The sequence below is a fragment of the Caballeronia sp. INML2 genome (assembly GCF_023631365.1).
GTDB classification, from domain to species: Bacteria; Pseudomonadota; Gammaproteobacteria; order Burkholderiales; family Burkholderiaceae; genus Caballeronia; species Caballeronia turbans.
In genome coordinates, this window is sequence record NZ_JALQDH010000027.1 from 20,458 (window position 1) to 33,807 (window position 13,350).

Here is a 13,350-nt window from a genome sequence, read left to right on the forward strand (position 1 = left end):
CGCCGCTCGCGCGCCACGCCGAACCCGTTCGTGGAAATGACCGCGCATCGCGATCGGTTAAGCTCGCGGGCACGCAGTTTTACGATTACCGACGAGATGACCCACCCTTCAGGAAACAATCCGGGCACCGATCCGGACGTCCCACCGGCACGCAAGCCGCAGCAGCGGATCGTCGCACGCTTCGTCGCGATATCCTGGCGCGACCTCGCGCTCACCTTCGGCCCGATCCTGCTCGTCTGCGCGGCCGCGCTCTATGTCGCCGTGCGGCTGATCCAGCCCGCGCCGCCGAGCACGCTGACCATCGCCGCCGGGCCGAAAGGCAGTTCGTTCTGGACCAGCGCGCAAAAATACAAGGCGATCCTCGCGCGCAACCGCGTGACGCTCAACGTGCTCGAGACGCAAGGCTCGCTCGACAACCTGACCCGTCTCGACGATTCGAAATCGAACGTCGACGTGGGTTTCGTACAGGGTGGCCTGACCAAGCCGGGCACGACGCACGACAACCTGGAATCGCTCGGCAGCGTGTCCTATGTGCCGCTCGCGGTGTTCTATCGCGGCGCGACAGTCGTCAGCCGATTGTCGGAGCTGAAGGGCAAGCGGCTCGCGATCGGCGCGGAAGGCAGCGGCACGCGCGTGCTCGCGCTCACGCTCCTGAAGGCGAACGGCATCGAACCGGGCGGCGACACGGAGCTGCTGCCGCTCGCCGGCGACGACGCCGCGAAAGCGCTCGAAGACGGCCGCGTCGACGCCGTTTTCCTGACAGGCGACTCCGCCCAGCCGCCGACGATGGCGAAACTCTTGCGCTCGCCGGGCATCCGCTTCATGGATTTCGTCCAGGCCGATGCGTACGCGCGCCGCTTTCCGTACCTGACGGAAATCGAGCTGCCGATGGGCGCCTTCGACTTCTCCCGCAACCTGCCGCCGCGTCCGGTCCACATGATCGCGCCCACAGCCGAACTGGTTGCGCGCGACAGCCTGCATCCGGCGCTCTCCGACCTGCTGATCGAAGCCGCGCGCGAGGTGCACGGGCGCGCCAATCTGCTGCAGCGGGCCAACGAATTCCCCGCGCCGCTCGTGCACGAATTTCGCATCAGCGACAACGCCGAGCGGTATTACAAATCGGGTAAGAGCTTCCTCTACCGCACGCTGCCGTTCTGGCTCGCGAGTCTCGCGGATCGCGTGCTCGTCGTGCTGGTGCCGCTCATCGTGGTGCTGATTCCGGGCTTGCGGCTCGTGCCGGGGCTGTATCGCTGGCGCGTGAAATCGCGAATCTATCGCTGGTATGGCGCGCTCATTGCAATAGAGCGGGAAGCGATCAGCGGCCCCGATACCGCCCAGCGCGATGCCCTGCTCGACCGCATCGACGCGATCGAAACGGCCGTGAATCGCATGAAGATGCCGCTCGCGTTCGCGGATCAGTTCTACGTGCTGCGCGAGCACATCGGCTTCGTGCGGCAGCGCCTCGCGCATGTGCCCGTCGCGCAGCCCGACGAAGCCCCCGCGCGCGACGTGGCGCAACCGGACGCGTCTGTTGTCGCTTCGCGGGCAGACACGGAACAAGGCAGCACGTAATATCTATTGGAGGAACGCAAGAACGGGATGCAACGCCGCGCGTCGCATCCGCCATGCAGGACACGACAAAAAACGAACAGATGAGGCTCAGGCGCGCGTTTGCGCGAGCAAAGCCAAGGAATCTCAGGGAGAAGGGAACATGAGTGCCCCGCATTCGACCAGTACTGGTCATCCGTACTTTTTCTTCGACTTCATTTCGCCGTTTTCGTACTTGCTGCTCGAACAGCATGAAAAATGGCCGGACATGCCGTTCGAGCTCGTCCCCGTCCAGTTGATGAAGCTGCTCGACCGCTGGGGCCAGCCCCACGCCGCGACGATTCCCTCCAAACGCGTCTTCACCTACCGGCACGCGCTGTTCCGCGCGGAACAACTGGGCATTCCGTTCAGGATGCCGCCCGCGCATCCGTTCGACCCCAGCAAGGCACTGCGGCTCGCCGTGCTGGCGAACGGCGAGATCGGCCGCGTGCGCGAGATCTTTCGCTACATCTGGCGCGAGGGGCGCGATCCCTCCACGCCGGAGGGCTTTCGCCGATTGTGCGAGCGCGTCGGCATGCCGGACGGCGAAACGCGCATCGAGGACGAGGACGTCAAGGCGAAGCTGCGCGACAACAACGACCGCGCGGTGGCGATGGGCGTGTTCGGCGTGCCGACCTTCCTCGTCAACGATCAGATCTTCTGGGGCGAGGACACGCTGCCGATGGTGCTCTATGTCGCGCGCTCGCCGAACTGGCTCGACGGCGCGGAAGTGAAGCGCATCAGCGCGCTGCCGATCGCGCCGCGAGATGCCGATTTCGGTTGATGCTGGCCGGGTGGGCGCTCGCGCCTATGCCGTGCATAGCGCGCTCGCTATGGTGTCAAAAACGGATAAGCGTTTAACTTCGGGTGAGGGTTCGCGAGTTCGCGCCCGTGCAACCCGAATTCAACCGTTTCGCAAGCCATGAACGATCCCGCCGACTCACTCGACATCTGGCTCATCCGTGTGCTGCGCACCCTGCTGCTGGAGCGCAGCGTGACGCAGACCGCGCAACGGCTGAACCAGACGCAGCCGGCGATCAGCACCGCGTTGCGCCGCCTGCGCGAAATCCTGAACGATCCGATTCTCGTGCGCGGCAAGCAGGGCATGGTGCCGACCGAGTACGGCGAATCGCTGCTCGCGCCGGCGCAACGCGCATTGCGCGAAGTGGAATTCGTCGCGACGCCGCACGGCGATTTCGATCCGGCAAGCTCGCGCCGCACCTTTCGCGTCGCCGCGCCGGATTATCTGAACGATTTCTTCATGCCGACGCTCGTCGCGGCTTTTCGCGACGCGGCGCCCAATGCGCGTCTGGAGATCGAGTCGCTCACGCCGATGCGCGACCACGAGCGCATGCTCGACGAAGGCGAAATCGATCTGATGGTCGCCAACTGGACGAAGCCCGAGCCGCGCTTCGAACGCCAGGATCTGTTCACCGACGTATTCGTCTGCCTGATGCGCGCGAACCATCCGCTCGCGCGCGAGCCGCTGACGGTGGAACGCTATGCCCTCGCCGCGCATCTCGCGCCGACGCCGTATAGCGGCGGCAGGCGGCATCCGATCGACGTCGGCCTTTCGCGCGCGGGCATCGAGCGGCGCATCGTCACGACGATTCCCTACTTCGGACTCGTGCCGCAGGTGCTTCTGCAGTCGGACCTCATCTTCACCGCGCCACGCCGGTTCGCGCAGCACTATGCGGCGATGCTGCCGCTCGCGGTGCTCGACTCGCCGGTGCCGTTTCCGCGCATCAAGTGCTATCAGCTTTCGGTGCCGCAGCCCGATCAGCCGACGGATGTCGCGTGGCTGCGCACGCTGATGTCGACCGTGTCCGATTCGCTCACCCGCAAGAAGGCCGTCGCGGCGCCCTCGGGAGACGAGACCCGCGAACTGGGCGAACTCGCAAAGTAGCGCACGCCTGACGGGACTTCGGTACTATCCGGAACGACACCTCGCCGGCCCGCTCACATGGACGCACTCGACAGACTAATCCAGCTTGCGCACCTCTCCGGCGCGCTCGATCTGCGCTGCCTGCTGAGCGGTCCGCTGGAACTCGATCACGCGCCCGCGCCCGCTGGCGAAGCGGTGTATCACGTCGTGCTCGATGGCGCGTGCACGGTGCTTCGAAAGGGTCATGCGCCGCTCGAACTGCGGGCAGGCGACATCTTCTTCTTGCCGCGCGGCGACGCGCACGTGCTGAGCATTCAGCCTCGTGAAAACGGGGCGGCGAAGACGGAGATGGACGTGCGCCACAACGGCGCGGTCACCGTGGAAAGCAATTGCGGCGGGCAGCCTCCGGGCGTGGACTTGCTGTGCGGTCGATTTCTCTATGCGCCGCGCGCCCTGCTGATCGACGTGTTGCCGGATGTCGTGCATGTGTCGTTCGCGAATGCGTCGGCGACTTACCTCGCGCCGCTCGTCCAGACGATGCGCCGCGAGGCGGAAGAGGCGCAACTGGGCGCGCCGTCGATCGTCACGGCCCTGTCTACCGCACTGTTCACGATGGTGTTGCGCGCCTGGCTCGACGGGCAGCCCTCGCTCGCGGGCGTGCTCGGACTGCTTGCGAACCGGCGGCTGGGCGCGTCGATCATCGCGATGCTGGAGCGCCCCGCCGAACCGTGGACACTCGAAATGCTGGCCAAAGAAGCGGCCATGTCGCGCGCGACGTTCATGCGCGCGTTCTCGGCGCGCTCCGATAGCTCGCCGCTCGCCTTGCTGAGTCACGTGCGCATGCAGCTCGCGAGCACGATGCTTACGCATACGAAAAAGAGCATCGCGGATGTCGCGGCGGATGTGGGGTATCAATCCGAGGCGGCGTTTTCGAAGCGTTTCAAGGAGCTTTACGGGGTGGCGCCGGGGAGGTTTCGGGCGGCGAACGGGTTGGGCTGAGTCAGCGGAAATCGGACCGGTAATACGCGTGGTGATCCTTGGCGCATCGTGCTCGACGAGTTCCGTCGCCGAGGTTCGCTTCGCTTACATAGATGCCGTGCGAAAGAAAGTAGCCGCGCAGCGCGCACACGACGCGCTCCTGCACGCGCATTCTGAATACGAGCGATGCCGATTGCCTGCGCGACGGCTGCCGCGCGCCTTTCGTTCTCAGATTGGTGACGTGGTAGATGCCGGTGCCCGGAATGCTCGTCGTGATGCGGCCGCGCGTGTTGTAGGTGAACCCTTTTACGCCGATCGAGGTGCTGATCCCGCTCTTGCTCAGATTGACGCGCACGCCGGGCAATATCTTGATGCTCTCGCGAAAACCGAACCCCATCGCTGCTTCCCCTACACAAATCGTCGATTTCGACATGTTAGGGAAGCAGGTTTGAGCGATCTATCCGACCGTTCCGAGGACATCGCACCGAGATCGACAAAGACAGTCACGAGGAGCGAAACGGTGCGCTTCACGCGGTCGCGCGGACTGTTCGTGACGCTTCGGCCCCCACTCGCGCCGCCACCTCCCTCACCCTCAACAACTGCGCCGCGACCGCCAACCCGATCGACCACGGCGCTTTATCGGCGATCCCTTCCACGCCGATCGGACACGTGATCTCCGTCAGCCGCTGCGCCGCCACCCCGCGCTCCATCAAACGCCGCTCGAACTTCACGCGCTTCGTCTTCGATCCGATCAGGCCGAAGTAGGCGAAGTCGTCGCGCCGCATGATGCGTTGCGTGAGCGCGAAGTCGAGCGAATGATCGTGCGTCATCACGATGAAGTACGCGCCCGCCGGCGCCTCGTCGACGATCGCATCGTGCAGATCGGTCGCTTCGATCTGCACGTTCGCCGGGACTTCGTCGGGGAAGAGTTCGTCGCGCGCATCGACCCACTGCACGACGCACGGCAGCGTGCCGAGCACCTTCACGAGCGCGTGGCCGACGTGGCCCGCACCGAACAGGACGACGTGCATCATGACCGTGCGCTCCTCACCGCGTTGACTGCCTTGAGGATCTCTTCCGCCGTCGCGGGCGCGTTCAACGGCGGATTCACCTTGTGGTCGCCGACCGCGGAAACGGCGTCGCGGATCGCGAAGAACACCGAGAACGGCAGCAACAACGGCGGCTCGCCCACGGCCTTCGAGCGATGGATGCTGTCTTCCGCGTTGCGATTCTTGAAGAGATTGACGCGGAAATCGGCGGGCATGTCGTTCGTCGTCGGAATCTTGTAGGTGGACGGCGCGTGCGTCATCAGCTTGCCGTTGTCGTTCCACCAGAGTTCTTCCGTCGTCAGCCAGCCCATGCCCTGCACGAACGCGCCTTCGACCTGGCCTTTGTCGAGCGCCGGGTTCAGCGACGCGCCCACGTCATGCAGCGCATCCGCGCGCAGCACGCGCATTTCGCCGGTCAGCGTGTCGATCACCACTTCCGATACCGCCGCGCCATACGAGTAGTAGAAGAACGGGCGGCCCTGCATCGTCGCCTGATCCCAGTAGAGCTTGGGCGTCGCGTAAAAGCCGTCGGACCACAACTGCACGCGCGCGAGATACGCCTTCTGCACGACTTCGCCAAACGGAATCGCATCGTCGCCGACGATCACGCGATCGTTCGCGAAGCGCACCTGCTCCGGCGTGACCGTGCCGCCGCCGAACTTCTCCGCCGCGAATTTCGCGAGCCGTTCGCGCAACTGGCGCGCGGCGTCCTGCGCGGCTTTGCCGTTCAAATCCGTTCCCGTCGATGCCGCCGTCGCCGATGTATTCGCGACCTTGCTCGTGTCGGTGGCCGTCACGCGCACGCGCTCGAAGTTCACGCCGAGCTCATGCGCGACGACCTGCGCGACCTTCGTGTTCAAACCCTGGCCCATCTCGGTGCCGCCGTGGTTCACGAGCATCGAGCCATCCGTATAGATGTGAACCAGCGCGCCCGCCTGATTGAAATGCGTCACGTTGAACGCGATGCCGAACTTCACCGGCGTCAGTGCAAGGCCTTTCTTCAGGATTTCGTTGTTCGCATTGAATGCGTGGATGGCCGCGCGCCGCCGACGATAATCGCTCGTCTCTTCGAGCTCGGCGATCAACTCGTGGATGACGTTGTCTTCGACCGTCTGCCCATAAGGCGTCTTGTTATTTTCCGTCTTGCCGTAGAGATTCGCGCGGCGCACGTCGAGAGAATCCTTTCCGACCGAACGCGCGACGTTGTCCATGATGTACTCGATCGCGAACGCGCCCTGCGGCCCGCCGAAACCGCGGAACGCGGTGTTCGACTGCGTGTTCGTCTTGCCGCAATAGCCTTCAATCTTCACGTCCGACAGCCAGTACGCGTTGTCGAAGTGGCAGACGGCGCGCGTCATCACGGGACCGGACAGGTCGGCGGAGAAGCCGCAGCGCGAGGTCATGTCGACGGAAACGCCTTCGATCTTGCCGTCGTCGTCGTAGCCGACTTCGAAGTCGTAGATGAAGTCGTGGCGCTTGCCGGTGATCATCATGTCGTCGTCGCGATCTGGACGCAGCTTCACCGGGCACAGCAGCTTCCACGCGGCGAGCGCCGCGCAGCACGCGAAAATCCCCGACTGCGATTCCTTGCCGCCGAACCCGCCGCCCATGCGCCGGCATTCGACGAGCACGTTGTGCGAATGCACGTTGAGCACGTGCGCGACGAGATGCTGCATTTCCGTCGGGTGCTGCGTCGAGCAGTAGACGTGCATGCCATCGTCGTCCTTCGGCACGGCATAGGCGATCTGCCCTTCGAGATAGAACTGTTCCTGACCGCCGAGCTTCATCGCGCCGCGCTCGTGGTGCGAGGCTTTCGCCATGCGCCCTTCGGCGTCGCCGCGCGACAGCTTCAGCGGATTCAGCACATACGATTCGGCCTTGCGCGCCTCCTGCGCCGTCAGGATCGGCACGAGGTCTTCGAACTCGATCGTCGCGCGGCGTGCGGCAAGACGCGCCGTATCGTGCGATGTCGCGACGACGATGAACATCGGCTGGCCGACGAACTGCACGATGCCCTGCGCGAGCACCGGATCGTCGTGAATGATCGGGCCGCAATCGTTGACGCCGGGAATGTCCTCGGCGGTAAAGACGGCGACGACGCCCGGCGTCGCGCGCACGGCGTCGAAGTTCATCGACACGATCTTCGCGTGCGCCTTCGGGCTCGTGCCGAGCGCGGCGTGCAGCGTGCCCGCGACGGGCGGGATGTCGTCGGTATAGCTCGCGCGGCCGCTCACGTGCAGATGCGCCGATTCATGCGGACGCGACACGTGGACCTGCTTGAACGCGTCGATTTCGTTCGCGAGCGACTGCGCATCGGCGAGAAAGGCTTCGGCTTGCTGATTCATTGTCTTGTTCTCCCTTTTCGCTTACTTCGCTTCGACCAGTTCGATTGCACGCACGTCCAGCTTCGATTTATCGAGCGGATCGTGCGGACGCGTCTCCAGCCAGAAGCGATACAGCAGGCTCTTCGCGGTGTCGAGGCGATAGTCGCTGCTCGCGCGCATGTCGGTGAGCGGCTGGTAGTCCTTGGAGAGCGCGAGCATCGCGGCCTGGACGGTGGCTTCGTGCCAGTGGGCATCGGCGAGAACGGCTTCCGCGTGCGATGCGCGCTTCGGCGTCGCGGCCATGCCGCCGTAGACGAGGCGTGGCTCGCGGATCGTGTCGCCATCGGCGATGAACGAATACGCGGCGTACACGGCGGAAATATCGGAGTCGAAGCGCTTCGACAGCTTGTAAGCGCGGAACTGCAGCGTCGCGCGCTTGCCTGCGCGCGTCGGCAGGCGAATGGCGGCGACGAACTCGTTCTCGCGCATGTCCTTCTTCTGGTACGCGATGTACAGGTCTTCGAGCGGCATCTCGCGCGTGCCGTCCACGCTTTGCAGCACGACGCGCGCATTCAACGCGATGAGGCCGGGCATCGAATCGCCGATCGGCGAGCCGTTCGCGACGTTGCCGCCGAGCGTGCCCGCATTGCGGATGGGCAGCGACGCGAAGCGCTGGCACGTTTCCCCGAGTTCGGGATAGATCTTCACGAGTTCGGCATACGCGCGTTCGACCGACACGCCCGCGCCGATCTCGATCCAGTCGTGCGTCGTCTCGACGTGCTTGAACGATTCGATCTGCCCGATATAGACGATGTCGCCCAGATCGCGCAGTTGCTTGGTGACCCACAAACCGACATCGGTGCTGCCCGCGAGAATGCGCACGTTCGGATTTTTGTCCTTGATCGCAGCGAGCGCCTCGGCGGTGCGCGGCGCCTCGAACCGGCGGCCGGCGTGCTCGTAGTGGAACGTGTCGTCGCGTTGGATGCTTTCGAGCGTGCGCGCGAGCGCCGGAACGTCGAGGGGCGCGAGCGGCGCGTGATCGAACATCTGCTCCGCCGCGTCGATGATCGGCCGATAACCCGTGCAGCGGCACAGATTGCCCGTCAGCGCGTCGCTGATTTCCTGGCGCGAAGGCTTCGTCTTCTCGCATGCGCCCGGGCAGCCGGTCGTCGCATGGCCGTGCTTTTCGTAGAGCGCGAACATCGACATTGCAAAACCCGGCGTGCAGAAACCGCATTGCGAGCCGTGGCAATCGACCAGCGCCTGCTGCACCGGATGCAGCGTGCCGTCCGGCTGGCGCAGGTCTTCGACGGTGAAGAGCGCGCGGCCATCGAGCGTCGGCAGGAACTGCACGCACGCGTTCACGGCCTTGAATGCGACGCCGCCCGCGCAGTCCGGCTCGCCGATGACGACCGTGCACGCGCCGCAGTCGCCTTCCGCGCAGCCTTCCTTGGTGCCGGTGCAGCGCGCGTCCTCGCGAAGGTATTGCAGGACAGTGCGCGTCGTCGACGCGCCGCTCACTTCCTGGATCGCGTTGCGGTGATAGAAGCGGATCGGCTGGGTCATGTGATGTCTCGGGGCTCTTCGATGCTTTTTCTGCTGGTTGCGCGGGATGCGCAGCCGGTGGCATGTGCGACTTCGCGGGACTTTCTCGGACGGGTCCTGTCGCTTCGATGATTCGAAAGCTATCACCACCAAAAACCACAACCCATAGGCGGCATTGCATGAACGACATATTCTTCGTCCGATATGTGCCCTTAACCTTATGCAGCAAGCCTTTCGGAGTTGCCGTCCGATCGTTCTGCCCGTCGATTTGTCCCACCTGGTTACAAAACACGTGCGACGTTGCGCCGCAACATATGGGAGAATCATGCCTTCGCGCCGAATTCAACCCCGCACTTTCCCTATGTCCTCCGAGCCTCGCATCGCGCCGCAGGGCGACTTCGCAGTCACGCTGCGGATTCTGCCCGTCGTCCTGTACACATTCCTTTGCTACCTGACGATCGGTATTCCGCTCGCGGTGCTGCCGGGTTACGTGCATACGGATCTGGGCTACGGCTCGGTCATGGCGGGCGCGGCGATCAGCGTCCAGTACTTCGCGACGCTGATGTCGAGGCCGCTCGCGGGCCGCACCGCCGACACGCTCGGCCCCAAGAAAACCGTGCTGTACGGCCTCGCGGCGTGCGCGGCGAGCGGCGTGCTGCTGCTTGCGTCGGCGCTCGCGGCGCAATGGCATGCGGTGAGCCTCGTGCTGCTGGTGATTGCGCGGCTCGTGCTCGGCTTCGGCGAAAGCTGGGTCGGCACGGGGTCGATCACGTGGGGCATCGGGCGCGTCGGGGTGACGAACAACGCGAAGGTGATTTCGTGGAACGGCATCGCGACATACGGTGCGCTCGCGATCGGCGCGCCGCTCGGCGTCGCGATCGATCATTCGCTCGGGTTCGCATCGCTCGGGGTGATCGTGATTGCGCTTGCCGGCTTCGGCTACTGGCTCGCGACCCGCATGGCGAGCGTGCCGATCGTGCATGGCGAGCGCATGTCGTATCGGAGCGTGTTCTTCCGCGTGTTGCCGCACGGGCTAGGACTCGCGCTCGGCTCGGCGGGCTTCGGCTCCATCGCGACGTTCATCACGCTCTATTACGCCGCGCACAGCTGGCCGAACGCGGCGCTTTCGCTCACGGTGTTCGGCACGATGTTCATCGGGGCGCGGCTGCTGTTCGCCAATACCATCAAGGCGTACGGCGGGTTCCGCGTGGCGATCGTGTCGTTTGCGTTCGAGTGCGCCGGGTTGCTGATGCTGTGGCTCGCAGCCGAGCCGACGTTCGCGCTCGCGGGCGCCGCGCTGACCGGCTTCGGCTTCGCGCTGGTGTTTCCGGCGCTGGGTGTCGAGGCGGTCGGGCTCGTGCCGCCGGCGAGCCGGGGCGCGGCGCTGTCGGCTTATTCGGTGTTTCTGGATTTGTCGCTTGGGCTGACCGGACCGCTCGCGGGCTATGTCGCGGGCGAGTTCGGGTATGGGTCGGTATTCTTGTTCGCCGCGCTGGCGGCGGCTGCGGCGGTGGCGTTGTCGTTTGCGCTTTATATGCGCGCAGGGCGCGGAGTGGGTGGGCCGGCTACGGTTTGAGACGCGCTTCGGGCCCATGGTCGATACGAAGCTGCAGAATGCGATACGGGCGGCTTGAAGCGCAGGGCACCTCGTCAAGATAAGAGACGGGACGCCCCTTCGTCTTCAATGTTTGTCTTAAAATCCCCGCTTGGCCCATTAGCGTCCGCTTTATGAACCCGACCTCGGAAGACCGCTGGCGCGACTTGCGCCCGGACCCGGACAGCGACACACCGCTCTATCTCCAACTCGCTCGCAAGCTCGCCAACGCCATCCACGACAATCGCTGGAACGCAGGCGAAGCGCTGCCCTCCGAGCGCGTGCTGTCCGATGCGCTCGGCGTCTCGCGGATCACATCGAGAAAGGCGATCGCGCTGCTCGTCGAACAAGGGCTGATTCGCCGTGAGCAAGGCGCGGGCAGCTTCATCACGCCGCGTTATGAAGATCCGCTCTCGCGTCTGTCGAGCTTCTCCGAGATGCTGCGGCGGCGCGGCTTCACGCCGAGCTCCAGGTGGCTCTCGCGCACCATCGAGCCCGCCAATCGCGATGAAGTCATTCAGCTCGGCCTCTCGCCCGCCGCCACCGTCACGCGCCTGAAACGCCTGCGTCTCGCCGATGACATCGTGATGGCCGTCGAAAACTCCACGTTCCCCGCGTCGTGCATTCCCGATCCGCAGACCATCGGCGATTCGCTCTACAGCTATCTCGATGCGCGCGGACTTTCCATCGTGCGCGCGCTTCAGCATTTCCGCGCAGTGAACGCGAGCGAGGAGATCGCGCGGCAAATGGGCATCGCGCCGCACGACGCGCTGCTGCTCATCACACGCGTCGGCTACACGGCCGATCAGCGCGCGATCGAACTCACCGATACCTACTGCCGCAACGATTACTACGATTTCGTCGCGGAGTTGCGAAAATAAGCCCAGCCCGATGACCGACACTGCCACAGCCCAGCCGTCCGACCGATCGCTCTCCATCATGCTGTGGCTCGTCGCCACGGGCTTCTTCATGCAGACGCTCGATTCGACGATCGTCAACACCGCGCTTCCCGCGATGGCGAAGAGCCTCGGCGAAGCGCCATTGCGCATGCAGGGCGTCGTGATCGCCTACTCGCTCACGATGGCGATGATGATTCCCGTCTCCGGCTGGCTCGCCGACAAGCTCGGCACGAAGCGCGTGTTCTTCAGCGCGATCCTCGTGTTCACGATCGGCTCGCTGTTGTGCGCGAAAGCGCAGTCGTTGCAGGCGCTCGTCGCGTATCGCGTCGTGCAGGGCGTGGGCGGCGCGATGCTCTTGCCGGTCGGGCGTCTCGCCGTGTTGCGCGTGTTCCCGGCGGAACGGTATCTCTCGGCGCTCGCGTTCGTCGCGATTCCGGGGCTGATCGGCCCGCTCATCGGTCCGACGCTCGGCGGCTGGCTCGTGCAGATCGCGTCGTGGCACTGGATCTTTCTCATCAACGTGCCGGTGGGCGTGATCGGCTGCATCGCGACGAATCTGTACATGCCCGACAGCCGCAATCCCGCGACCGCGCCCTTCGATCTCGCCGGCTATCTGCTGCTCGCCGTAGGCATGGTCGCGCTGACGATTTCGCTCGACGGCCTCGCCGATCTCGGCCTGCAGCATGCGATCGTCATCGTGCTGCTCGTGCTCTCGTTCGGCTGCTTCGTCGCCTACGGCCTGCATGCGACGCGCGCTGCCCAGCCGATCTTTTCGCTCGATCTCTTCAAGATCCACACCTTCAGTGTCGGGCTGCTCGGCAATCTGTTCGCGCGCATCGGCAGCGGCGCGATGCCGTATCTGATTCCGCTGCTCCTGCAGGTGAGCCTCGGCTACACGGCGTTCCAGGCCGGCATGATGATGCTGCCCGTCGCCGCCGCGGGCATGGCGTCGAAGCGCGTCGTCACGCGTCTCATCGAAAAGCACGGCTATCGGCGCGTACTGGTCGTGAACACGGTTCTGGTCGGGTTGATGATGGCGAGCTTCGGACTCGCGAGCGCGCATCAGCCGCTATGGCTGCGGCTCGTGCAACTGGCGATCTTCGGCGCCGTCAATTCGATGCAGTTCACCGCGATGAACACGCTCACGCTGAAGGATCTCGGCACGGGCGGCGCGAGCAGCGGCAATAGCCTGTTCTCGCTCGTGCAGATGCTGTCGATGAGTCTCGGCGTGACCGTGGCGGGCGCGATTCTGTCGACGTTCACGGGGCTTCTGCCGCAAGTGACCGAATCGAACTCGCTGCCGGCGTTCCACGCGACGTTCCTGTGCGTCGGGATCATCACTGCGGCGACGGCATGGATCTTCGGTCAACTCGCGCCGGAAGTGCGCGCGGCACGCCGCAAGCCCGATCCTTCCGAGTCGAACTGAGACGGCGCATGAACGCGCACCGCCCCGGTGCCCGGACGCACGATCGCGCGGCGCGCGCTCCCG

The 13,350-nt window shown here is 64.9% G+C and carries 11 protein-coding genes; 7 read left to right on the top strand and 4 right to left on the bottom strand.

All coding sequences use genetic code 11. The annotated features are described in order from the left end of the window. The first annotated feature begins 96 nt into the window (after positions 1-96). The 4 genes from NCT32_RS11020 (at position 97) to NCT32_RS11035 (ending at position 4,471) form a co-directional block, all read left to right on the top strand. Positions 97-1,572: a TAXI family TRAP transporter solute-binding subunit gene (locus tag NCT32_RS11020; RefSeq protein ID WP_250490265.1), complete on the top strand. Its 1,476-nt coding sequence runs from the start codon at positions 97-99 to the stop codon at positions 1,570-1,572. Between the two features lie 139 nt (positions 1,573-1,711). After that, positions 1,712-2,371 (top strand): 2-hydroxychromene-2-carboxylate isomerase, encoded by a 660-nt coding sequence (locus NCT32_RS11025; protein ID WP_250490266.1) that lies wholly within the window; start codon positions 1,712-1,714, stop codon positions 2,369-2,371. A 138-nt stretch (positions 2,372-2,509) separates the two neighbouring features. Next, entirely contained in the window at positions 2,510-3,493 is a 984-nt protein-coding gene (locus NCT32_RS11030; RefSeq protein ID WP_250477029.1) for a LysR family transcriptional regulator, read from the top strand. A 57-nt stretch (positions 3,494-3,550) separates the two neighbouring features. Further along, positions 3,551-4,471 (top strand): AraC family transcriptional regulator, encoded by a 921-nt coding sequence (locus NCT32_RS11035; RefSeq protein WP_250490267.1) that lies wholly within the window; start codon positions 3,551-3,553, stop codon positions 4,469-4,471. A gap of 1 nt (position 4,472) precedes the next feature. On the opposite strand, the gene NCT32_RS11040 is transcribed toward NCT32_RS11035, so the two are convergent. From NCT32_RS11040 to xdhA, 4 genes are all read right to left on the bottom strand, one after another. After that, entirely contained in the window at positions 4,473-4,847 is a 375-nt protein-coding gene (locus tag NCT32_RS11040; RefSeq protein WP_250490268.1) for a DUF4236 domain-containing protein, read from the bottom strand. 130 nt (positions 4,848-4,977) lie between these two features. Continuing rightward, positions 4,978-5,484, bottom strand: coding sequence for a xanthine dehydrogenase accessory protein XdhC (gene xdhC, locus NCT32_RS11045; protein ID WP_061119376.1), 507 nt, complete (start codon positions 5,482-5,484; stop codon positions 4,978-4,980). After that, positions 5,481-7,844, bottom strand: a complete 2,364-nt coding sequence (gene xdhB, locus NCT32_RS11050) for a xanthine dehydrogenase molybdopterin binding subunit (RefSeq protein WP_250490269.1) — start codon at positions 7,842-7,844, stop codon at positions 5,481-5,483. Before xdhB ends, xdhC begins: the two co-directional genes overlap by 4 nt. A gap of 21 nt (positions 7,845-7,865) precedes the next feature. Further along, positions 7,866-9,389 carry a xanthine dehydrogenase small subunit gene (gene xdhA, locus NCT32_RS11055; RefSeq protein ID WP_250490270.1) on the bottom strand — a complete coding sequence of 508 codons (1,524 nt, stop codon included), beginning with the start codon at positions 9,387-9,389 and terminating at the stop codon, positions 7,866-7,868. A 340-nt stretch (positions 9,390-9,729) separates the two neighbouring features. Here xdhA and NCT32_RS11060 point away from each other — a divergent pair, with 340 nt between their 5' ends. The 3 genes from NCT32_RS11060 to mdtD all read left to right on the top strand — a co-directional run bounded on the left by NCT32_RS11060 (position 9,730) and on the right by mdtD (position 13,287). Then, the gene (locus NCT32_RS11060; protein ID WP_250490271.1) at positions 9,730-10,944 is read left to right on the top strand and encodes an MFS transporter; all 1,215 of its coding nucleotides are present in this window, start codon (positions 9,730-9,732) and stop codon (positions 10,942-10,944) included. A 152-nt stretch (positions 10,945-11,096) separates the two neighbouring features. Further along, on the top strand, positions 11,097-11,843 hold the full coding sequence (locus NCT32_RS11065) for a GntR family transcriptional regulator (RefSeq protein WP_061119380.1): 747 nt from the start codon (positions 11,097-11,099) through the stop codon (positions 11,841-11,843). 10 nt (positions 11,844-11,853) lie between these two features. Continuing rightward, complete coding sequence (mdtD, locus tag NCT32_RS11070; RefSeq protein WP_061119381.1) at positions 11,854-13,287, top strand: multidrug transporter subunit MdtD; 1,434 nt, start codon at positions 11,854-11,856, stop codon at positions 13,285-13,287. Positions 13,288-13,350 lie beyond the last annotated feature (63 nt).

Bases quoted from the DNA above. Each gene is read 5' to 3' on its own strand.
- NCT32_RS11020 (WP_250490265.1), top strand. From the start codon at position 97: ATGACCCACCCTTCAGGAAACAATCCGGGCACCGATCCGGACGTCCCA.
- NCT32_RS11025 (WP_250490266.1), top strand. From the start codon at position 1,712: ATGAGTGCCCCGCATTCGACCAGTACTGGTCATCCGTACTTTTTCTTC.
- NCT32_RS11030 (WP_250477029.1), top strand. From the start codon at position 2,510: ATGAACGATCCCGCCGACTCACTCGACATCTGGCTCATCCGTGTGCTG.
- NCT32_RS11035 (WP_250490267.1), top strand. From the start codon at position 3,551: ATGGACGCACTCGACAGACTAATCCAGCTTGCGCACCTCTCCGGCGCG.
- NCT32_RS11040 (WP_250490268.1), bottom strand. From the start codon at position 4,847: ATGGGGTTCGGTTTTCGCGAGAGCATCAAGATATTGCCCGGCGTGCGC.
- xdhC (WP_061119376.1), bottom strand. From the start codon at position 5,484: ATGATGCACGTCGTCCTGTTCGGTGCGGGCCACGTCGGCCACGCGCTC.
- xdhB (WP_250490269.1), bottom strand. From the start codon at position 7,844: ATGAATCAGCAAGCCGAAGCCTTTCTCGCCGATGCGCAGTCGCTCGCG.
- xdhA (WP_250490270.1), bottom strand. From the start codon at position 9,389: ATGACCCAGCCGATCCGCTTCTATCACCGCAACGCGATCCAGGAAGTG.
- NCT32_RS11060 (WP_250490271.1), top strand. From the start codon at position 9,730: ATGTCCTCCGAGCCTCGCATCGCGCCGCAGGGCGACTTCGCAGTCACG.
- NCT32_RS11065 (WP_061119380.1), top strand. From the start codon at position 11,097: ATGAACCCGACCTCGGAAGACCGCTGGCGCGACTTGCGCCCGGACCCG.
- mdtD (WP_061119381.1), top strand. From the start codon at position 11,854: ATGACCGACACTGCCACAGCCCAGCCGTCCGACCGATCGCTCTCCATC.